Source organism: Paenibacillus mesotrionivorans, from assembly GCF_046098205.1.
GTDB classification, from domain to species: Bacteria; Bacillota; Bacilli; order Paenibacillales; family NBRC-103111; genus Paenibacillus_AR; species Paenibacillus_AR mesotrionivorans.
Genome location: NZ_JBJURJ010000008.1, coordinates 143,140 through 163,338, shown reverse-complemented (window position 1 = coordinate 163,338; position 20,199 = coordinate 143,140). Strand labels below are relative to the sequence as shown.

The window sequence follows — 20,199 nt, the reverse complement described above, 5'->3', positions numbered from 1 at the left end:
AGCACATGAAGGGTAGCTTGCTTAAACGTGGAAATTACTGGTACATCATCGTCGAAACAAAAGACGAATCAGGCAAGAGGAAACAAAAATGGATTAATACCAAGTGCGAAAAGAAACCTGATGCTGAGAAGATTTTACGAGAAACGCTTACGAAGATAGATAATAATAGCTTCGTTCAACCACAGCGGAAGCTTGCATTCACTGACTTTATGCTGGATTGGCTTCATAATGTCATTAAAAGCAACGTCGAAGAGACTACGTGGGAAGGGTATGAGATGATTGTAACCAAGCATATCATTCCCTATTTCAAAAGTAAGAATAATTTACTCTTGCAAGAAATTCAGCCCATACACCTGCAAAAATATTACGATACTAAACATCAGGGCGACCAAGCATCAGGCAAAGAAGGATTGTCCGCTAAAACATTGCGAAGGCATCATGCCAATATAAAGAGTGCTTTGGATTTCGCTGTTCGAATGAACCTGATTCCATTCAACCCTGCTGATCGAATCGTGCTTCCGAAGCAAGAGAAGTATAATGCAAGCTATTACCCAGTTGACCGACTTGAGGAGCTATTTGAGGCTTGCTCAGGCACAGCAATAGAATCGGCTGTGTTTATCGCGGCTCATTATGGTCTTCGCCGTTCCGAGGTGCTCGGATTAAAATGGGACTGCATCAATTTTGAAGAGAAGACAATCTCAATTAAAGAAGTCCGTGTGAAAATCGGCAAAAAGGTTGTTGTGAAGAAGCCCAAGAGTGAAAGCAGCCAGCGGACTTTACCTTTGATGGACAATATTGAACGCTACTTAAAAAATCTAAAGAAGCAACGAAAGAGAGACAAGCTATTATTCGGAGAAGATTATGACGATAGCGGTCTTGTTTGCTGTTGGCCGAATGGAAGTCCTATAAAGTCAGAATACCTGAACCATAAGTTCAAGGAAATACTTGAAAAGAACAAGTTACCGCATATCAGATTTCATGATCTCAGACACTCTACTGCCAGCTATTTAATAAAACATGGCGTAAGTCTCAAAGAAATCCAAGTATGGTTGGGCCATTCCACGATAACACTTACAGCTGATACTTACTCGCACCTTGATATGGAGACAAAAAAGGATACGGCTCAAAGAATTAATGATCTATTTTCCAAAGAAGCAAAGGGAGTGGCTCAATGAATTATGCTGTGTGGCGAGCATTAAACGATGAAGGAACAGCATCTGCGCTGCTGGACATTGCCAAAGCCCATGTAAAACTAACTTTAGAGTATAGTGACACAAACACTTTACCTTGCCGCAAGGAAGCCATTAGAGCGGAAATCCAGCGTCTGAGAATGGAGCGTGACGGTATTCTCGAACGTAGCTCCCAAGCCAGCAATCAATCTTCTTAAAGCAAGCACAAACATGAGAATAAGCGTGTTGGAAAAGCCGTATGGATCGAAAAAAAGAAGCGGCGTTAGCAAAATGTTAGCAAATCGTTCTTAAAACAAATCAAGGGCTTCAGCCGCGTGAGCTGAAACCCTTGATTTTGTAGTGCCGAGAGCGGGACTTGAACCCGCACGGTGGTCACCCACCCCAGGATTTTAAGTCCTGTGCGTCTGCCGATTCCGCCATCCCGGCATGGCCATTAGGCTGTCAAGCGGAGAAAAACCAGTGAAATTGCCCAATTCCTGCAATTGCTGCATTTCCTTGCTTTGGCGCCAACGAAAGCTATAGTACCATGAATATCCGCGGTATGTCAACGCTTGAATTTTCCGAATTTATCCGTCGGCCGCTAACCTGGTGATGAGGGAGCGCGCATAAGGGAACTGAGAGGCTCTTAGGAGCGGAAAAGGAGTGTTTCCCATTCTTACGGAACTGAGAGGCGCTTAGCGGGAATTTTGAGCGTTGTTGGGGCGATGGGATGGCTGTAAGGTCGTCTCAGTTCCGTTAAAACGGGAAAAGGCTACATTATCCCGTCTAAGAGCCGCATAGTTCCGTTACAGCAAACCCTTCCCCTCGCATAGACCAAACACTGCGCTACGAGCAGTAAAGTTCCGTTACAGGAGTCAGACTAACCCTCGTCCCCCGCAAAATCCCATCCACCACACTCCCCGCACATCCCCCCCTGTAACATCCACAGCTCAATAAGTCCTGTGCGTCTCACCTCATGGATCCATCTTGAAATAATCCATGTCCGGGAACACATACGGCGATGCCGGCGCTTCGATGCGCTGGATGCGGGTAGCGTCAATTTTGAGGATTTCATTGCCGCCGTATTGGGTGGTGCCCAAGGTGCCGGTAACGTTCACCCAGGTGTCCTTGTTCAAGGTTTTGCCCATGGAGCTCTCCACCATAAACCCGAAGGGGGCGGAGTCGGCGGAGCAGCATTGCACCGCAAACCGGGAAACCACAAACTGGTTCTCCTCCATCCCGTCCTCCCGGTAGACGAACCCGCTAATCTCCACCTTTTTGCCGATAAAATTGTTCATATAGAAATCAATGGAGGTGACCGTCTCCATAAAACCCTTGTCCTTGATGGAGATGCTGTCCTTCTTGTACAGCTTCTTGGCCAGAATGGCCAAATCCTCGGAATACTCATCATGGGGAAACAGGACGTCCAGCGGATCGCCTGACGGCGGCGGTGAAACCGCAGCAGGTGAGGTTCCCGCTGATCCTCCCCCCGGGGCGGGAGAGCCTATGGCCCCACCTTGCCCGGCCGGGCTCCCCGTGGCGCTGCCTGCACCCGCTGCAGCAGCCGGAGGTTTACCTGCGGCAGCGGCGGAGGCAGCTGCAGCATTACCGGCTATGGCGCCGGTAAGCGTGATGCCCTTTTTGTCCACCAGGCTGCTCCCTAGAGCTTGATCCGGCAAAAGCATAACCAATAGCAGCGGTACGGCAAACAGCGCGTAAAAGAAGCTGTGGCTTACCGCCGACATGGAAGCGGGGGAGCAGCTGCCGCAATCGCAGGAGGGGTCCTGCTCCCGCGCACCCCACCAGGACCGGAAAGCGAGCACCAGCTGCAGCACGGCAAACAGGTAGAAGCCGATGGCCGCCAGCTTCACATAAAATTGCATCCGGGGGCCGATATAGATGACCAATTGGTCATGCTTCACAAGGCGGAGGATATAATAGGCGAAAAATGCCAGAATGCCTGTCCGTAAAAAATAGTGGATTCCCAGCTTGCGCGGGCTCATGGTATATCCCTCCTCCTCAGCGTTAAAATGTTCCGACAACAGCAGCGCCCAACCAGACCAACACTACCAGGAGCGCCACCAGCAAAAGGACAAACCGGGTCCGGAAGGAGGAGAGCAGCATCAAGGTAGACTTGAAATCCAGCATGGGACCCAGGACCAGAAACGCCAGTAGTGGGCCTTTGGCGAATACATTGCTGAAGGAAGCGGCCACAAAGGCATCAGAAGTGGAACAAAGGGACATTACATAGGCCAATCCCATCATAAACGGATAAGCCGTAAGAGAATCCGAGCCGATATCCACCAGCACGCTGCGGGAGACCAGCACCTGCAGGGAAGCGGCCAGGAAAGCGCCGAACAGCAGATATTTGGACATGTCGAAGAACTCGTTGAGCAGATGCTCCGCCCAGCCCGACCAGGTGGTTCTGGTCTCTGCGGCGGGGGCAACGTCGCCCAACAGATCCTCCCGGCTGCGTTTCAGCGGATTGCCGTTAGCCAGGAGATAGATGAACAATCCCGCAAGAACAGCTACCCCATACGCTAGCCCCATACGCTCCCAGGCCATTTCCGGCTTGGACCGGAAAGCGGCGAAGGTGGCGGCGTACACAATGGGATTGACCACAGGCGCAGCAAGCATGAAGGCAATGCCCAGGTAGGCGGGCATTCCTTTTTTGATGAGGCGGCGGACTACAGGGACAATACCGCACTCGCACACCGGGAAGATCACCCCCAGGAGGGAGACGGACAACAGCCCAACCAGAGGATTGCGCGGAATGATCCGCTGCAGCATCCGCTCCGAAAGCCAAACCTGGAGCAGGGACGACACCAGCACCCCGGCAATCAGAAACGGGGATGCCTCCAGCACAATGGAGAGAAAAATCGTCTTAAAGGATTGAATATCAACCGACTGCAGAGCATTCATAAATGATGACCATCTTCCAGTAAATTTTACTATTATGTGAAGTATAAAACGCCCGGCAAGGGATTGTCAAACCCCTTGCCGGGCGTATCCAAATCGGTATGTGGCTATCTCTTCCTGCCTGTGGGAAGCTCGGTGCCGGGGAGCAGCTCCTCCCATTCCATCAAGAGCTCGCTTTCGTCCAAGTCCATGCCGATCAGGACCAGATAGGGCTCACCCTGGTAGGTGCTGGACGAATAGGTGACCCGTTTACCGGCAAACTGCAAGAGCCTTCTTGCGGCATGGCCCGGTTGGGCCAGATACCCCTTCGCCCGGAGAAGCCGGTTGCCCCATTGGCCCAGGAACTGCTCCAGCTTGGCCGGAGAGATCGCATAATCCGCCGGGGGCTGGAGGGTAAACGTCCGGATGCGGGAGAAGGATGCCTGATGCCGGTGGGCGGCATGCTCGGAAGCCTCCGGTTCCTTCATTCGGGCTCCGGAAGCCATCCCCTTGACTACCCGGAAAGGCTGGCGCGCCGGGGCTGTCCCCTCGGGGATAGGTTCAATCCCGCGGAGCAGGATATCCAGATCCAGCTTGCTCCGCTGGGTATACAGCAAGGGAGCAAGGGGATTATGCTTGCGCACGGTTTTCTCAATCTTCTGAAGGATGTGGGCATCCACCAGGTCGGTTTTGTTGACCAGAATCAGATCGGCCACTTCCATCTGCCGGCGCAGCGTACGCACCAAATCCTTGTCCGAGGAAAAAATGCTGTTGTACTCCAGCGTATATTCCGCGTCCAGCACGGTGACAATCTGCTTGAGGAGCACACGGCCAAGAAGCGCAGGCTCCGTAAGCGCATCCACCACTTCCTCGGGATTGGCGACTCCGGTAAGCTCTACGAACAGCACGTCCGGCTTTTGGCTCAGCAGCTCCTGGAGGCTGGCGGAGAGCTCGCTTTTTTTGCTGCAGCAGACACAGCCGTCCAGCAGCTTGGCTACGGACACCTGGGAGGCTCCGCCGATGATTTCGCCATCCACATCCATCTTGCCCAGCTCATTCATCAGGATGCCGGGCTTGAGGCCCCGGGAACGCGCTTCAGCCAGAAGCTCCAGCAGGAGAGTGGTTTTGCCGCTGCCCAGAAAACCGCTCAGGATCAGAACGGGAATGCTCATGGTCTCACTCCTTTTTTGCCGATGCAAAAAATGACTACAAGCTTTATCTTACTACTGATTGCCGGTTTGGGATAGTACAAAGCCAATTTAAGGTCTTCCTTACCTATTGATATTGGCCGGGCAGGGGCTTTTATGCCGCTCCCCTGAAATAACATGGTCCCCGCCGCAGGCTGGATGTGTTATGGAAGCCTCGAAAATCGGCAAAGCTCATTTGAGGGTCTTCTCCGACATTTCACCTTCTAAAATTGTGGCCGGAACTGCAGCATGAGTGATCAAATCTCGCGTATCTTCCAAAAAACGGGTTAGGAAGGTTTACTCCAATCCGCTTTCCGGGATATAATAGACAGGATTGTTAGTTTGTAAGCAATTGGCTTACATAAGACCAGCCACGAAAGAGAGCGATTAAACCATATGGGTCGTAAGTGGAATAATATCAAGGAAAAGAAAGCCTCCAAGGACAAAAACACCAGCCGGGTCTACGCCAAATTCGGCCGTGAAATTTATGTGGTGGCCAAGCAGGGGGAGCCTGATCCGGAATCCAACCGCGCATTGAAGGTGGTGCTGGAGCGGGCCAAGATCTACAACGTGCCCAAGGCCATCATTGACCGTGCCCTGGAAAAGGCGCGGGGCAACTCCGATGAAACCTATGAGGAGCTGCGTTATGAGGGCTTCGGCCCTAACGGGTCCATGGTCATTGTCGATGCCTTGACCAACAATGTAAACCGCACCGCTGCAGAGGTCCGTTCGGCGTTCACCAAGAATGCGGGCAACCTTGGCGTCAGCGGCTCCGTCAGCTATATGTTCGATGCCGCAGCAGTTATAGGGGTAGCCGATAAAACCGAGGAAGAGGTGCTGGAGATTCTGATGGAAGCGGATGTGGATGCCCGGGACATCGTCCAGGAAGAAGAATCCGTCATCATCTACGCCGCACCGGATCAATTCAGCGCCGTACAGGATGCCCTCCGTGCTGCAGGTGTCACCGAATTTACTGTTGCCGAGCTGACCATGCTAGCCCAGAACGACATCACTCTGGATGGGGATGTCCAAGCCCAGTTCGAGAAGCTCATCGATGTGCTGGAGGACCTGGAGGATGTGCAGCAGGTCTACCATAACGTGGACTTGGGCGAATAAGGATACAGGAAGAACTAGGAACCGGTTAATCAAAAAAGCACCCGAAGGGGTGCTTTTTTCGAAGAATGGCAACTTTAGGAGTCAAAGGTGGCGGCGAAACAGAATGGCAAAGCAAAAATATTATGTGGTGTGGGAAGGTAAAACGCCGGGCATCTACAATACCTGGAACGAATGCAAGGCCCAGGTGGACGGCGTGGCCAATGCCCGCTACAAGTCCTTTGAATCCCTCCAGGAGGCCGAGACGGCTCTGAAGGCGGGCGCCAACAAAAGCTGGGGCAAGGGCAAAGCTGCGGCAAAATCTGGAGCCAAAGGAGCTCCAAAGACAGCCGGCGCGGGAGCCGGAGAAATCGATTATGACAGCATCTCTGTGGATGTGGGCACCCGGGGCAATCCGGGTCCGGTGGAATATAAGGGGGTGGACACACGGACAGGGGAAATTTTGTTCTACGTGGGTCCTATCGAAAACGGCACCAACAACCTGGGAGAATTTATCGCCATTGTCCACGGCTTGGCTTATCTCAAGCAGCTGGGCAGCACCAAAACCATTTATACAGATTCGCGTACTGCCTTAAGCTGGCTGAAAAACCGGAAAATCGCCTCCACCCTGGTGCGCGGCCCGGCGACGGCGAAGATCTGGGAGATGGCCGACAGAGCTCTCCAATGGGTCAATACAAATACTTACGAGAACAAAGTGGTCAAGTGGAATACGGAGGAGTGGGGGGAAATCCGGGCGGATTTTGGCCGGAAATAAGTATCCCTATCCTTATACCTGCCACCGCCTGGCGCCGGGAAGCGTTATCCGCCTCCCCGGCTGCCGGAAGCGGTGGTTTTGCTTTTTTTGCGCAGCTTGAGCTTATCCATCTTGCCTGCCATCACAAGCCAAACAAGAATAGGGGACAAGAAATTCAGAGCGATGATCAGCACTGTAACGGTCCACAGGAACCAGGTGCTGTTCAGAATGTACCGGTAAAACCAGCTATCCATCATTTGGGCACACTCCTCATCCAATTCTGGAATTATATTCTCCAGCCTGCAGCTGCTTCATGCGCCCTGTATCCGTCTGCATAAATTTGCCGCTTGAAAGGAAAAGTAAGGAAAGGCGGCTCGCCTACTATCCGGCGGACGGGAGGAGCATCCATGTCAACAGAAGAGCAGCATATGCTTGAAAGCGGGATCAGATCCCGGCTGCACGATAATTTGGCGGACATTGATACCCTTCTGGGGGAATCGGCGGATATTATCCGGCGGAACTTCCGGCTGGCCGATGCAGCGGGAGAAGGGCGCCCGGGGCAATGCATATATACGGACGGATTGGTGAAGGCGGAATATGTGAATGACATCTTACGAGCATTGATTGTGTACGCGGCAGAAATTTCCTTCGGCTTGAATGAGGAGGAAGCTGCACAGCAGCTCCAGGAACGCCTTCTGGTGAATGGCGGTGTCAGTATTGTGGAGCGGCTGGGAAGCTGCATCGATGCGGTTCTGGCGGGAGATACGGTCATTTTGATAGAAGGTATAGCCAAAGGAATTGTGATTTCCACCCGGGGCTGGGAAGGCCGGAGTGTGGATGAACCCGCTACCGAAAGTGTGGTCCGGGGGCCCCGGGACGGATTCGTAGAGAGCATCCGGTCCAATTCCGCCCATATCCGCAGACGGATCAGAGATCCCATGCTGCGGGTGGATGCCCTCCAGGTGGGTACACGCACCAAAACGGACATCAATGTTCTTTATATAAAGGGTCTGGTAAAAAAGGGACTGGTGGAGGAGGTCACCAAGCGGCTAAGATCCATCAAAGTGGACGGAATTTTGGAAAGCGGCTATATCGAGGAATTTATTGAGGATGCCCCGCTGTCTCCCTTCACCACCATCCAGAGCACGGAGCGCCCGGACAAAGCGGCTTCGGCGCTGCTGGAGGGAAGAGCGGTCATCCTGGTGGACAACACACCGTTCTGTCTGATCGTCCCCACCTATTTCTGGCAGTCCTTTCAGGCGTCGGATGACTATTATTCCCGGTATTGGGTAGGGTCCTTTCTGCGGCTGGTCCGTTACCTGGCTTTTATGATCAGTCTGGCCCTGCCATCGGTATATGTGATGCTGGTTTCCTTTCATCAGGAGATGATTCCGACTGGTCTGGCCTTCACCATTGCATCCGGCCGGGAGGTGGTGCCCTTCCCTGTTTTGCTGGAGGCTTTATTCATGGAGTTCGCCTTCGAGCTGATGCGGGAGGCGGGGCTGCGGATGCCGAAGCCTGTTGGGCAGGCGGTGAGCATTGTCGGTTCTCTGATTATTGGCCAGGCGGCGGTGCAGGCGGGGCTAGTATCCCCGTTTATGGTCATTATTGTGGCGATTACGGGCATCTCATCCTTTGCCATTCCCAATTACGCTGCGTCCTTCTCCATCCGGCTGATCCGGTTTCCCCTGCTGCTGGCCTCCGGCACAATGGGGCTATTGGGATTTGTCGGCGTTTTTTTCACAATGGTGGTTCATGCCATCTCGCTGCGCTCCTTCGGAGAGCCTTATCTGGCGCCGGCCAGTCCGTTCCGGCCTTCCGATCAGCAGGATCTGCTGCTGCGATTTCCCTGGTGGAGTATGATCAAGCGCCCATGGATGGCTGAAGGAGAACCTGATCGTATGGCCAAAGGACAAAGACCTCAACCCGATGCCACCGCGGAACACCGGCCGCATGATCAAGCCGGAGACAACAGTGGGGACAGCGGCGGAAAGGAGGACGGGGCATGAGACAGGGCAAGGCGCTTCTATTGGCGGCCCTTTGCCTGATGATGGCGGTCTCGGCAGGATGCGGGCCGGTGCAAATCAATGAGCTTGCCATAGTCACTGCAGTGGGGCTGGACATCGGAGAAGAGGAAGGCAGCTACCGGATTTCGGCACAAATTGTCCGGTCGGCGGATGCCCGGGGTCAAACCGGGGCTCCCTCCGGGGGTACCGGAGAGCCCATCTACTCCATTGCGGCGGAAGGGAAAACCATTTTTGAAGCGATCCGCAATCTTGCCCGCTTCTCCTCCAGACGGGTCTACTGGGCCCATAACTTCGTGATTGTCATCAACGACAAGCTGGCCAAAAGAGGGATCGGCGACATTGTTGATTTTTTCACACGCAATCCGGAGCTCCGGATGAATACCTGGGTAGTGGTGACCTCCAATTCTGCCGGAGAGGTAGTGTCCACGGTTACCGGTCTGGAGGTGGTGCCCGGACAGGCCATCGACAAGCTGTTCCGGTATAACCGGATTGTGGGCGAGGCTCCTTCCACGAATATGATGCGGCTGTTCGAGGTGTACATGAGCAAAACCAGCCATCCCGTTCTGGCCCGGGTTGAACTCAAGAACAGGGGCATCTCCAACAAAAAGCCCATGGAGTTCGGCTCCCTGAAGCAGGTGGAGCTGTCCGGCGCCGCTGTTTTCCGCAGGGATAAAATGGTAGGCTGGCTTAACTCCGAGGAGACCAAGGGTCTTCTGATGTTCATCGAAAGTGTGGATTCCAGCATCGTCAGTGTCAGCTGCCCCCGCAATCCTGCGGAACGGGCCACCCTGGAGGTGAACAAGCAGCAGGTCCGGGTGATTCCCGGTTTGAAGGACGGGAAGCCCCGGTTTGACATCCATGTGAAAGCCACGGCCAGTCTTGTGGAAACGGGATGCTCTGTAGGTTTTTCCGCCATGAAGGACGAGTTGCAGGCTGAGCTCCAAAAGAAGGTCAAATCCCAGCTGGAAGCGGTGCTGGACAAGGCCCAGCATAAATACCGGGTGGATTTTCTGAAGCTGGGAGAGGTGTTCAATAATAAGTACCCGAAGCAATGGAGGGAATTCGAAGGCAGATGGGAGGAGGTTCTAGCCGATAGTGAGGTGGACATTGCGCTGGATATCAAAATCACCAGCCAGGAATTGAAGGTAGACGGAAAAGGAACTGAAGGTGATGAATCATGAAAATCCGGATTACCGCGGGTATGCTCATGGCGTTGATTATCAACATGATGTATGCCAAGGGCATCGGAGTGACCCAAGGAATCGCGGCCAGAGAAGCAGGCTCGGAAATTTGGGTGTCCACCTTGTTTGCCATCATTCAGGGAGCAGGCGCCGCTTGGCTGACTGCCGCAGCTGTGGTCAAATGCGGGGACAGGGAGCTGATTGACGGAGCAGGCTTTGTGATGGGCAAATGGGCGGGCAAAGCCGCCGCGCTGTTGAGCTTCGTGTTCTTTACCGGAGCCTTCGCCACGATTATGCTGACCTTCGTTTACCATCTCATGGATTATTTCCTGCCTCAATTTCCTACCTATTCATTTATCCTGGTGGCGCTGTGGGTGGGAGGATTGGGGGCATTCCATGGACTGGAGGTGATGGCAAGAACGGCCTTTGTCGGGGTATTCACCATCCTTCTGCTCAATATTTCGTTATTAACCGGCTCGCTCACCGAATTTGACATCCGCAATCTGGCGCCACTCTTTGAATACGGAATCTGGAAATCCGTTTGGGCCAGCCGGAATTTCGATACGGACTGGGCTATGGGCACCATGGCCGCGGGGATTGTGATCCCCTTGGTCAGCAAGAGGGATTCCTGGTCCCGGACCAGTGTTGTCAGTGTTTTGATGGGCGGGCTTTTGGTATTGATGTGGCCGATTCTGGAAACCGGTGTGCTGTCTGCCGAGGTTACAGGCCAATATGTGGTCTCTTGTATGCAGCTGGCCAGGAGCGCCCATCTGGGCTTTTTTATCCAGCGGTACGAAATGATTATGATCGCCTTTTTTGCTACCTCCAGTCTGGTGCAGATTATGCTTTGTCTGTTCTGCGCCAGCCATTCCCTGTCCAAAGTCGTCGGGTTGAAGGATTACCGGCCTATGCTGGTTCCTGCCTGCCTGCTGCTGGGAGCGTCAAGCTATTGGGTGGTGGCGGACCATACCCGGGCCATGACCTTCGCCCAATATTATTGGCCTCCCCTGGCACTGGGAGTAGCCGTACTGCTGCCTGCCGTGCTGCTGCTGGGGGGAACAGTTAAGGGAAAGCTTGCAGCCGGACAAAAATCCGAGGCAGACGGAGCTAATGCAGTGGGGGAGGAACCGGAAACGGAAACAGTTCAAGGGACTGCTGAGGGCAACAGCAAAAAGCCCAAGCGTAAGCTCAGGCGGACTGGCATTCCAAATGGGGAGGGCGGCGTATGAGGCTGCTTGCGGGCTGATGCTCTGCCGTTTGGATCGCCTCAGATTCTGCGCCGGAAGTCGAGAAACCGGGTACCCTGGCTCTCCAGCTCACCCTGGTCTCCTTCCGCCATTAAACCGAATTGGGCATCCTTGATCTGGAACTCCTCCCGGCTGTTATCCTCAAACTGGAACGTGACATAATAGTCGGTGGAAGCGGAGGATTCCCCTGAGCCTCCCCAAACATTCGTCCGCTTGGCCACGATCCGGGCCGGACGTGTCAGGATGGGCGATGCGTTGTTCTGGGACCAGGTCCCCACCCCCTTGGCCACACTAAATACAATACCCCCGATCACCACCGCGGCAATGCCAACGAAAAAAATCATAAAAATAGCCGGGGGTCCGTTGGAAATGCCGGCGTCACCACTAAAACCGTTCACACCCAAGACTCATAACCTCTTTTCTGGCAAAAAGCCGATCATGAGTCTATTCTACAAGGAATGACAGTTCCTGGGAAGCATCTCTAGGGAAAATCAATTTCCGCGGATGACGGCCTCCGGCTGGATGTCCGTAATAAACCATGCTCCTGCGGGTGTTGTCCGGGACAGGCTCCATCGGAACCATATACCCTGTGGTCGGGCGCCTTTCCGAGAGATGCCCACCCGCGTCTTAAACTGGGCCTCGAGTGCATCTTCAGGGATACGAAATGGAGCAGGGGGCTCCCCGATAGGACGGGCATTGAGGACACGATCATCCAGCCATTCCGCGGCCAGACCGGTCTCAGCTCCGGTATTCAGCAGCAGCTCCAGCAGATGGCGGTCCTTCTGATTGACGGCCACCAAAAACAGCTTCACGGTATCCAGCGGACTGAGGCTTTTGTGATAATCCTCCAGCTGTCCTGCCGCTTTCTGGGCCATAGCTTGATGAGCCGGATCGGAATGGGCGGAGCCATGGGTAATGGAGCCTGCGAAGTGGATGCAAAAATGGCCGTTAAAATTATTGCCGGGAATTCCATCCCCGCCGTGGGGCATGCCGTGCATGGAAGCGCCAACCACACCGCTTGGGGTTTTCACCAGCACCGCTTTCCGCTGCCAACTCCACTGGCCTCCGTAGATAGTTTTCATAATGGCGGTGTCCTCCTTCGTCAGAGGCTGCACATCCATATGGGCGGAGCCGGCCCTGCGCTGTCCCTGGAAAGTGAGTCCGGTTTCCAGATCGGTAATGGAGAGGACAGTGCCTTTCGGCATCAGCTTATCCACCTCGGTCCAGGTTAATAGCTTTCCGAAGTGACGGGCAGCCAGTTCCTGCCGGAGTCTGTCTATATCCGTCTTCATCTCCTCCGGCGTCCGGTAAACCGTCCGGCTGTCAAGCTCCAGCAGGTAGGCTCCGGATTCAACACTGTATACCCTGTAAAGCTGCCGGGTGCCGTTGCTTGCAGGTGCTGCCAGCTCCAAAACGGAGTAAGCCGGTGCCGGTTGGGGCAGATTTCCGGCCTGCTCCATAGAGCTCAGCCATTTTTTCCACTTTCGTGAAGAAATGGACACGGTCGTTTTGTACTCCGCAGCAGAGGAGGAGCGCAGGGACAGCTCAATCCGGTCATCTGCTCCGGCGGGAAGGGGATCGGCTTGGATCATGCTTCCAGGCAGAAGCATGAACCATAAACCGGCAAGGATGAGCAGTTGCTTGCTCTTCACGTTGGATACACTCCCTGTAAGAATGCTTTTCCTAGAAGTGTGCTCCATCATTCCTTACTTATACCAAGGAAATGTCTGGCTGGTGAGAAAGTGACAAATACAATGGCGTCCGATACAATAGAGGCATGATTGATGAGTCAGGCAGGGGGACGGGGTATGATGGAACTAGCGAGTGTGGAAGAGGAAGAGACCAATGGTCGGATGGACAATGCGGACGGCACCGACCGCTGCGAGACGGATTGTGCCCATGCCGATGTAGTAGAGCAGGTGAAACGCGAGGCGGTGGAGCTTGACCGGGTGAATGACCTGGCGGAGCTGTTCAAGGCGCTGGCCGATCAAACCCGTCTGCGGATTATCCACTCCCTGTTGAACCGGGAGCTGTGCGTCTGCGACATGTGCGACGTGCTGGGGATGCAGCAGTCCGCCGTATCCCACCAGCTGCGGGTGCTTCGTAATCTACGTATTGTCAAACGCCGCAAGGAAGGCAAAATGATGTATTATTCCATTGACGACCAGCACGTGGAAGGACTGTTCCTGCAGGCGCTGCATCATATTTCGCATAAGTAGGTATGACATAAATAGGCAGGGAGAGGAAGGACTCGGTGATGGAGTCCTTTTTGTTTTGTCAATTCAGCTTCAGGCATATCTCCGGAAGCTCCCGCTCATGTATCCAGTTGTCCACCATTTCATTAAAGAGTCCGGGTTTAGCCAGAGGAGCGCCATGTCCGATTTGGGGCAAAAGGACGCCGGTACAAGCCCGGTTCGCTTCTACAATATCCCTTGCAGATTTTTTCATTATGGCTTTTTCCTTTTCGCCTACTGTAACCAATATCTTGCCTGTTGCCATTCTAAAGTCCCCGGGTAGTTCAAATGACATATTTTCATTGAGTACACGGACCAGAGTGTTGACTTGCACCTGGCGGCTTTCCTCATAATACGCTTCGAAGTTTTCCCCGTTTATGTATAGTGACCTTGCTTGAAGCTTGGAAAACCATCTGTATTTAATCAGCGGATAGGAGAGTTGAATGGCAGGACGAATCCAGTATTTGGCGGATGGGAAGGGTCTGGCCAGGGCACTGTTTATGATGGCAAAATGAATGGCATCAGGTTTTAAGCTCAGCATTTGAATGAGGATTTGCGAGCCTAAGGAAAAGCCGGTCACCACCACTTTTTTCCCCGTCGCTTTTTCATCGAGCAGCCGTAATAATGCCTCTGCACTGCCTCGGATGGAAAATTCGCCGTCCTTGCTTCGCCCACGCCCATGCAAATCCGGGACGATGCAATGATAATGGCCGAAATACCGGATCTGCTGATCCCACATCCAGCCGCTCACTCCACCGCCGTGTATAAACTGCATCAGGAGGAATGCATCCTTATTTCCGCATTCCAAAAAGTGCAGCGCCAAAGTCCTCACCTCCCTATGCTTCAGTGAAATATCAGCCTTTTCGTATGATGCCGCGTTTATGGGCGTAGGGAAGGCAAGGGTTGCAGACGTGGATGGTTTGGCCTTTATAGTCCTTATAGCGTTTCACAACGGCGGTTTTTTTGCCGCAAAAGTAACACTTCTTACCGAATAAGCGGGAAAGTAAGCTCAGATAAATTCCTCCTGGGGTTGAGGTATCGGTTATGCAGGCGTGGCTTGATACATATGGGCCTGCATGTGGAACATTTCTGCGTATTTGCCGTTTTGGGCCATCAGCTCGTTATGGGAGCCTTGTTCAATGATTCGGCCATGCTCCAGCATGAAGATCCGGTCGGCCATCCGTGTGCTGGACAGTCGGTGGGAAATGAAAATCACTGTTTTGTTCCGCGACGCCTCCAGGACAGTCTGATTAAATTGATATTCGCTGATAGGGTCAAGCGCACTGGAGGGTTCATCAAGAATAATAAAGGAATACGGGCGGGCAAATACACGGGCGATGGCCAGCTTCTGCGCTTCGCCTCCGGACAGCTCGGTGCCTGAGGCGCTGAATTCCCGGGTCACCATCGTGCCGGTGCCTTGGTCCATCCGGTTCACCCGGTCCAACAGCCCACTTTGGCCAAGAGCCTCACTGACCACCGGAATGGTGTGATCATCCGTCCGGTCCATCATCACATTATCCGCAATGCTGGCTGCATACAAGCGGTAATCCTGAAAGACGCTGCCGAAGCAGCTGCGGTACGAAGTAAGCTCGTATTCCCGGATATTGATCCCATCCAGCAGAATAGCCCCTTCGGAAACATCATATAGCCGCATAAACAGCTTGGTCAAGGTGGTTTTACCGGCACCGTTGTAACCGACGAAGGCGATTTTTTCCCCTTGGCGGATGGTCAGGTTAATGTCCTTCAGAATTGGGCCGGCGCTTTCATTGTATGCAAATGAAACGTTGCGGAGCTCCAATACCTTGGGATGAGCCGGAACCGGAAGAGCATCTGCAGAGCTGCCGATAGCCGGAGCATAATCCGCAAACGACCGGATCTTGTCTATATAGAGGCTGTTCTGCTGGGCGCGGGGAAGAAGGGCGGCAATATCCCTTAGGCTGTTCTTCAGCGACCCGGCCGAGTTAAACAGGGAGAGCATGCTTCCGTAGCTGAGAGCCTGCAGGACAAGGGTCCGGTACAGCAGATAGATCAGATACAGGGCGTCCAAAAGCAGGCTGTGGGCCCCAAAGCTGCCGATAAATCCGAGGATGATCCGTTTGCGCGAGTCTGCCTGGATCGTCCGCTGCATGCCCCGTGTGGCGTGATGCAAATCGGATTTAAGCTTGCTTGTAACGGGATGCAGCCGGATTTCCTTGGCGTACTCCGCGAGATAAAAAATCCGGCTGATGTAAGCGCGCTTCCGTTCCAGGGGCTTCAGCTCCAGCTCCATTTTAAAGTTCAGCTTGGCCAACACGGCATTCACCGATAGCGTGACCGCAAGACTGGCAGCAATAAACAGCAGCCCCCCACGGTCCAGCACCAGGAAGAAGGTCCCTGCCGCGGCGATGGTGGCGCCTCTTCCGCACATCTGCCGGATAATCTCCAGGGATTCGTCCATCCGTTTTTTGACTTCTCCTACACTGACCACAAAATCATTGTAAAACTGGGGCTGGTCATAACAGGCCAGGTCCATCGCTGCTGCTTTCCCGAACAGCTCCAGCTGCAAAGCCCGGTACAGCTTCTCCTTGGCCAGGGGGACGAAATAAGCGTCATTCACCGCCACCCATCCCAGCTTCACCACAATAGCCGCCGAAATAAAAGCCATATAGCGCAAGGCGTCGGAAAATTCTCCGTTGTATTGGATCAGGTCGATCATGTACTTGGTGGAATAAGCAAATTCGAAGAATACCTCCACAGAGGAATAGACAGCCAGCAGGCAAATATTGATGACATACCCCGGCGTATGCCGGAAGGCCAGCCATAGCATATACAAGTGATTGGATACCACATGTCCCGGCTTCTGCTTCATGCTCCCACCTCCTCCGCATATTTCTCCGCCTGCTTGCGGAACATGTCCGCATACTTCCCGTTTAGTGCCATCAGCTGGTCGTGGGTGCCGGTTTCTATGACAGTGCCGTTCTCCAGCATATAAATCCGGTCGGCTAACGTTGCCATAGACAAGCGGTGGGAGATAAAAAACACCGGTTTGCCTTGACAGGCTGCCAGCATACTTTGGTAAATCCCGTATTCCGCTACCGGGTCCAGGGCGCTGGAGGGCTCATCGAAAACCGCAATCTCAAACTCCTTGGCAAAGGCTCTGGCCACCGCGATTTTCTGGTATTCCCCGCCGGAGAGAACGGCTCCGTCTTCGTCAAACTCCCGGGTCAGCACGGTGTCAATCCCCTTCGGCAGAGATGCCACTTTGTCGTAGACGCCGCTTTTCACAAGCGCATCCCGCACGCAATGGTAGTCCGCAGCCGTTACAGGCTGGCGCATCAGCACATTTTCGGCCACCGTCATCGCAAAAATCCTGAAGTCCTGAAAGGCCGTCCCGAACAGGGCGCGGTAGGAGCCCAAGCGGTAATCCCGGATATCTCTCCCGTTCAGCAGCAGTTGGCCGTGATTAGGATCATACAAACGCATCAGCAGCTTGACCAGTGTGGTTTTGCCTGCACCGTTGTGGCCGACCAGAGCGATCTTCTCGCTGCCCTCAATGCGGATGCTGATGTCACGGAGCACGGGGGTGCTTGCACCGGGGTAGGTGAAGCTGACCCGATTAAGCTCCAAGGATTGAACCGGCTTTGCGGGAGCAGGGCCCTCCGGATTATCCTTCATTTTGATTTCGTAGGAGAGGAAGCCCCGCAAATTTTCGATATACAGGCTGTTCTGGAACACCTTAATCAGGCTTTCAGACAGTCCGATGAGAATCCAGCTTGCGCTGACCATGGCGCTGGTCAATACCGCAAATTCGCTGACCTCCAGGGTACGGGACACCATGGTCCGGTAGAGGCTGTACAAGAGCACCCCCTGGAAGATCACCAGGAACGTAAAGATGTTCTGCCAAAAGTGGACGCCGGCCACACGCGGGGCAAACCGCCGGACAACGGTATTGATGCCGGAATATCCCTCTTCATAGGTCTTCTTCAGCACGCGAAAAATGCCGGACATCCGGATTTCCTTGGCATAATCCTGCAGGTAGACCACCCGGTTGACGTAATCCAGCTTCCGCCGGTGGGAAACGCTTTCCTGGTCCCGTGCGTAAAGCAGGCGGTTATGCATGCTGCCGAACAGAAATTTGCCCACAAACGGGGAGAGGACAAAAAGAATGACCCAATGGTCGATCATATACATGTTGACCATCACTCCGATACCGGCTATAACGGCGCAGACCGTATCCGCAGTCGTCTCCAGCACAGAGGAAGCCCGGGTTTCCGTCTCCTTGACGGCCATGGTATAGCGGTTGTAAAACTCCGCATCCTCGTAGCAGGCCAGCTCCACCTGCGCCGCCTTGTCATATAGCTGCCCATTCAGCTTCTCAAAAAGCAGAGCATCGGTTTTCGGCTTATAGCTGGTTTCTACCCATTGCTCAAACCAGTTGCAGGTCCCGAAGAACAGAGCGCTTCCCGTAATGAAAAGGGCAATTTCGCCGAAGCTTTGGCCGGTTTCGATGGCATGGAGCACATATTTGACCAGTACAATACTGTAAAACACCCATGCGGTATAGCCGATGGCCTTCAGGAGGAATTCTGCAGCGATCCGCCCCGGACAGATGCGGAAAACCAGCTTCAGGATAAAGAGGTTATTGGGGAAAACCCCGCTTTGTTTGTTCATGGCAAACTCCTTATATTGGAAATGAAGAAGAACATACATTCCCTATTGTGAACATTTTCCAATAAATAATCAATGGGGAATTTTGTTGCCAACCAAATTATCCGCGGGCGGCTTGTCCGCTTAAGAAGGGAAAATTGCAGGCGGACGGCGGATGTGGTAAAACCGGTATAAAAGGTTTTAGAATATGGAGGTTTTGCCAATGCCCTATTTCACATCCTTTCAATTAACGCCAGCCGCGGACCGGATCATCCGGGCGGACTGGTACCGTCCGTCCGGCGCTGCTTCCCGGGGGACTGTTCTGGTTGCCCACGGCTACAAGGGCTTCAAAAATTACGGGATGTTCCCCCGGATCGGGGAGCTTCTGTCTGTGGACTATGATGTGATTGTGTTTAATTTCAGCCATAACGGTGTGGGTGAGGAGCTGACGGAGTTTACGGAGCTGGAGAAGTTCGCCCGTAATACCTGTTCCCTGGAGCAGGAGGATCTGCTTGCTCTGGTGGAAGCTGTTAGAGGGGGCGTGCTGCCTGCTGATGACGGGAGCCAGCCGGAGGCGGGACGATTGTTTTTGCTGGGCCACAGCAAAGGCGGCGGGGGAGTCCTATTATTCGGGCTCGATCATGCGGAGCTGGTAGACGGGATTATCAGCTGGAATGGGATTGCCAGCTTCGACCTTTATTCGGAAGAGGAGAAACGGATGATGCGGGAGGAGGGACGGGCTTTCACGGTGAACGCCCGGACCAAGCAGCAGATGCCTCTGGATCTGGTCATTCTGGAGGATCTGGAGGCTAATGCGGAGCGGTTCGATCTGGTTGGCCGGATCGGCAGTCTCCGTGTTCCTGCGGTGCTGATCCAGGGTGAGCGGGACGGCAAACATCTGCTGGCCGGATCGGCCCGGTTGAAGGAGGCGCAGCCTGAGCTGGAATGGCTGATGGTCCCCGGAGGGGATCACCGGTTCAACACCGTGCATCCCTACGAGGGGGATACGGAGGCTTTCCTGGAGGCAATCCGCCTCACGCGGCAGTGGCTGGAGGGGCATAGCAGATAGCGTGCGGAAGGGAGCATGTGGTTTCAGGATAGCGGAAGCGGATTTCCGCTATTGCGTTCATGCCGGCACCTGTTGAAGGAATAACGGAATCGGGTTTCCGTTATTCCCTGCTTCCTCGCTGATTCAGAATAGAACCTTAGGAAATAGCGGAAACGGTCTGCCCTTATCACGCCTGGTTAGCCGGTTCCGGGTGGAATAACGGAAAAATGCTTCCGTTATTGGGGCTTGAAACCCTTTCCAAAAACGGTTGACAGCTGTAGGCAGTCTTGGTAAAATTCAATTACCATAACATTGCATATGACTTGCTAGCTCAGCTGGGAGAGCACCATCTTGACAGGGTGGGGGTCAGTGGTTCGAGCCCACTGCAGGTCACTATAGATATGGAAAGGGTTTGATGGGTTCCTCAACAGGAGGAAACATCAGACCCTTTTTCCTTGGGATTTGACCCAAGATGTGACATTATGTTCACAATTGCTTCAGATGATGCAGGATTGCATGGAATGGGGTAAAATAGAGGTATCCAAGGAGGCGTATATGTATGAAAACCCATAATTGTTGCGGAGACGGCATTGCCTGCGATATTCCCGTAGAGCTGCCGGAGGATTACATGGACACCTTGTACCAGATGTATGTAAAGGATTGTGAGAAGGAAGGCAAGGAGCCGCAAACCAAAGCCCAGTGGCTGGAAAACATAAGCGCGTAAGTTGCAAGGGGC

19 protein-coding genes and 2 tRNA genes are annotated in these 20,199 nt (G+C 53.6%); 11 read left to right on the top strand and 10 right to left on the bottom strand.

What is annotated here, in order from left to right; all coding sequences use genetic code 11:
• Positions 1-5 precede the first annotated feature (5 nt).
• Together ACI1P1_RS14000 and ACI1P1_RS13995 are read left to right on the top strand one after the other, a co-directional pair.
• The gene (locus ACI1P1_RS14000; RefSeq protein WP_416217012.1) at positions 6-1,175 is read left to right on the top strand and encodes a tyrosine-type recombinase/integrase; all 1,170 of its coding nucleotides are present in this window, start codon (positions 6-8) and stop codon (positions 1,173-1,175) included.
• Complete coding sequence (locus ACI1P1_RS13995) at positions 1,172-1,387, top strand: hypothetical protein (RefSeq protein WP_416217011.1); 216 nt, start codon at positions 1,172-1,174, stop codon at positions 1,385-1,387. Before ACI1P1_RS14000 ends, ACI1P1_RS13995 begins: the two co-directional genes overlap by 4 nt.
• 143 nt (positions 1,388-1,530) lie before the next feature.
• Here the strand turns inward: ACI1P1_RS13995 and ACI1P1_RS13990 are convergent.
• The 4 genes from ACI1P1_RS13990 to ACI1P1_RS13975 form a co-directional block, all read right to left on the bottom strand.
• Positions 1,531-1,616: transfer RNA gene (locus ACI1P1_RS13990), tRNA-Leu, on the bottom strand.
• A 527-nt stretch (positions 1,617-2,143) separates the two neighbouring features.
• Positions 2,144-3,172 (bottom strand): TIGR03943 family putative permease subunit, encoded by a 1,029-nt coding sequence (locus tag ACI1P1_RS13985; RefSeq protein ID WP_416217010.1) that lies wholly within the window; start codon positions 3,170-3,172, stop codon positions 2,144-2,146.
• Positions 3,173-3,194: 22 nt separating this feature from the next.
• Entirely contained in the window at positions 3,195-4,091 is an 897-nt protein-coding gene (locus tag ACI1P1_RS13980) for a permease (RefSeq protein ID WP_416217009.1), read from the bottom strand.
• A 104-nt stretch (positions 4,092-4,195) separates the two neighbouring features.
• Positions 4,196-5,239 (bottom strand): CobW family GTP-binding protein, encoded by a 1,044-nt coding sequence (locus ACI1P1_RS13975; RefSeq protein ID WP_416217008.1) that lies wholly within the window; start codon positions 5,237-5,239, stop codon positions 4,196-4,198.
• A gap of 411 nt (positions 5,240-5,650) precedes the next feature.
• On the opposite strand from ACI1P1_RS13975, the gene ACI1P1_RS13970 reads away from it, so the two are divergent.
• Positions 5,651-6,370, top strand: coding sequence for a YebC/PmpR family DNA-binding transcriptional regulator (locus ACI1P1_RS13970; RefSeq protein WP_416217007.1), 720 nt, complete (start codon positions 5,651-5,653; stop codon positions 6,368-6,370).
• A gap of 103 nt (positions 6,371-6,473) precedes the next feature.
• Positions 6,474-7,121, top strand: coding sequence for a ribonuclease H (gene rnhA, locus ACI1P1_RS13965; RefSeq protein WP_416217006.1), 648 nt, complete (start codon positions 6,474-6,476; stop codon positions 7,119-7,121).
• A 44-nt stretch (positions 7,122-7,165) separates the two neighbouring features.
• Here rnhA and ACI1P1_RS13960 read toward each other — a convergent pair whose 3' ends face one another.
• The gene (locus tag ACI1P1_RS13960) at positions 7,166-7,357 is read right to left on the bottom strand and encodes a hypothetical protein (RefSeq protein ID WP_416217005.1); all 192 of its coding nucleotides are present in this window, start codon (positions 7,355-7,357) and stop codon (positions 7,166-7,168) included.
• Positions 7,358-7,507: 150 nt separating this feature from the next.
• On the opposite strand from ACI1P1_RS13960, the gene ACI1P1_RS13955 reads away from it, so the two are divergent.
• The 3 genes from ACI1P1_RS13955 to ACI1P1_RS13945 are packed head-to-tail and all read left to right on the top strand — an operon-like array spanning position 7,508 to position 11,537.
• A complete protein-coding gene (locus ACI1P1_RS13955; RefSeq protein WP_416217004.1) occupies positions 7,508-9,109 on the top strand; it encodes a spore germination protein in 1,602 nt (533 codons plus the stop codon).
• Positions 9,106-10,308 (top strand): Ger(x)C family spore germination protein, encoded by a 1,203-nt coding sequence (locus tag ACI1P1_RS13950; protein WP_416217003.1) that lies wholly within the window; start codon positions 9,106-9,108, stop codon positions 10,306-10,308. Before ACI1P1_RS13955 ends, ACI1P1_RS13950 begins: the two co-directional genes overlap by 4 nt.
• On the top strand, positions 10,305-11,537 hold the full coding sequence (locus ACI1P1_RS13945) for a GerAB/ArcD/ProY family transporter (protein WP_416217002.1): 1,233 nt from the start codon (positions 10,305-10,307) through the stop codon (positions 11,535-11,537). The genes ACI1P1_RS13950 and ACI1P1_RS13945 overlap by 4 nt, the downstream gene beginning before the upstream one ends.
• A 38-nt stretch (positions 11,538-11,575) precedes the next feature.
• Here the strand turns inward: ACI1P1_RS13945 and ACI1P1_RS13940 are convergent, their stop codons facing one another.
• Entirely contained in the window at positions 11,576-11,953 is a 378-nt protein-coding gene (locus ACI1P1_RS13940; protein WP_416217142.1) for a DUF2500 domain-containing protein, read from the bottom strand.
• A gap of 93 nt (positions 11,954-12,046) precedes the next feature.
• Positions 12,047-13,207, bottom strand: a complete 1,161-nt coding sequence (locus ACI1P1_RS13935; RefSeq protein WP_416217001.1) for a hypothetical protein — start codon at positions 13,205-13,207, stop codon at positions 12,047-12,049.
• Positions 13,208-13,408: 201 nt separating this feature from the next.
• On the opposite strand from ACI1P1_RS13935, the gene ACI1P1_RS13930 reads away from it, so the two are divergent.
• Positions 13,409-13,774 carry an ArsR/SmtB family transcription factor gene (locus ACI1P1_RS13930; protein WP_416217141.1) on the top strand — a complete coding sequence of 122 codons (366 nt, stop codon included), beginning with the start codon at positions 13,409-13,411 and terminating at the stop codon, positions 13,772-13,774.
• Between the two features lie 58 nt (positions 13,775-13,832).
• On the opposite strand, the gene ACI1P1_RS13925 is transcribed toward ACI1P1_RS13930, so the two are convergent.
• From ACI1P1_RS13925 to ACI1P1_RS13915, 3 genes are all read right to left on the bottom strand, one after another.
• Positions 13,833-14,612, bottom strand: a complete 780-nt coding sequence (locus ACI1P1_RS13925) for an alpha/beta fold hydrolase (RefSeq protein ID WP_416217000.1) — start codon at positions 14,610-14,612, stop codon at positions 13,833-13,835.
• Positions 14,613-14,831: 219 nt separating this feature from the next.
• Positions 14,832-16,637: an ABC transporter ATP-binding protein gene (locus ACI1P1_RS13920; RefSeq protein ID WP_416216999.1), complete on the bottom strand. Its 1,806-nt coding sequence runs from the start codon at positions 16,635-16,637 to the stop codon at positions 14,832-14,834.
• A complete protein-coding gene (locus ACI1P1_RS13915; RefSeq protein WP_416216998.1) occupies positions 16,634-18,439 on the bottom strand; it encodes an ABC transporter ATP-binding protein in 1,806 nt (601 codons plus the stop codon). The genes ACI1P1_RS13920 and ACI1P1_RS13915 overlap by 4 nt, the downstream gene beginning before the upstream one ends.
• 199 nt (positions 18,440-18,638) lie before the next feature.
• Between ACI1P1_RS13915 and ACI1P1_RS13910 the strand changes: the two genes are divergently transcribed.
• The 3 genes from ACI1P1_RS13910 to ACI1P1_RS13900 all read left to right on the top strand — a co-directional run bounded on the left by ACI1P1_RS13910 (position 18,639) and on the right by ACI1P1_RS13900 (position 20,187).
• Positions 18,639-19,484, top strand: coding sequence for an alpha/beta hydrolase family protein (locus ACI1P1_RS13910; RefSeq protein WP_416216997.1), 846 nt, complete (start codon positions 18,639-18,641; stop codon positions 19,482-19,484).
• Between the two features lie 299 nt (positions 19,485-19,783).
• Positions 19,784-19,856: transfer RNA gene (locus ACI1P1_RS13905), tRNA-Val, on the top strand.
• A gap of 166 nt (positions 19,857-20,022) precedes the next feature.
• Positions 20,023-20,187 (top strand): hypothetical protein, encoded by a 165-nt coding sequence (locus ACI1P1_RS13900; RefSeq protein ID WP_416216996.1) that lies wholly within the window; start codon positions 20,023-20,025, stop codon positions 20,185-20,187.
• Positions 20,188-20,199 lie beyond the last annotated feature (12 nt).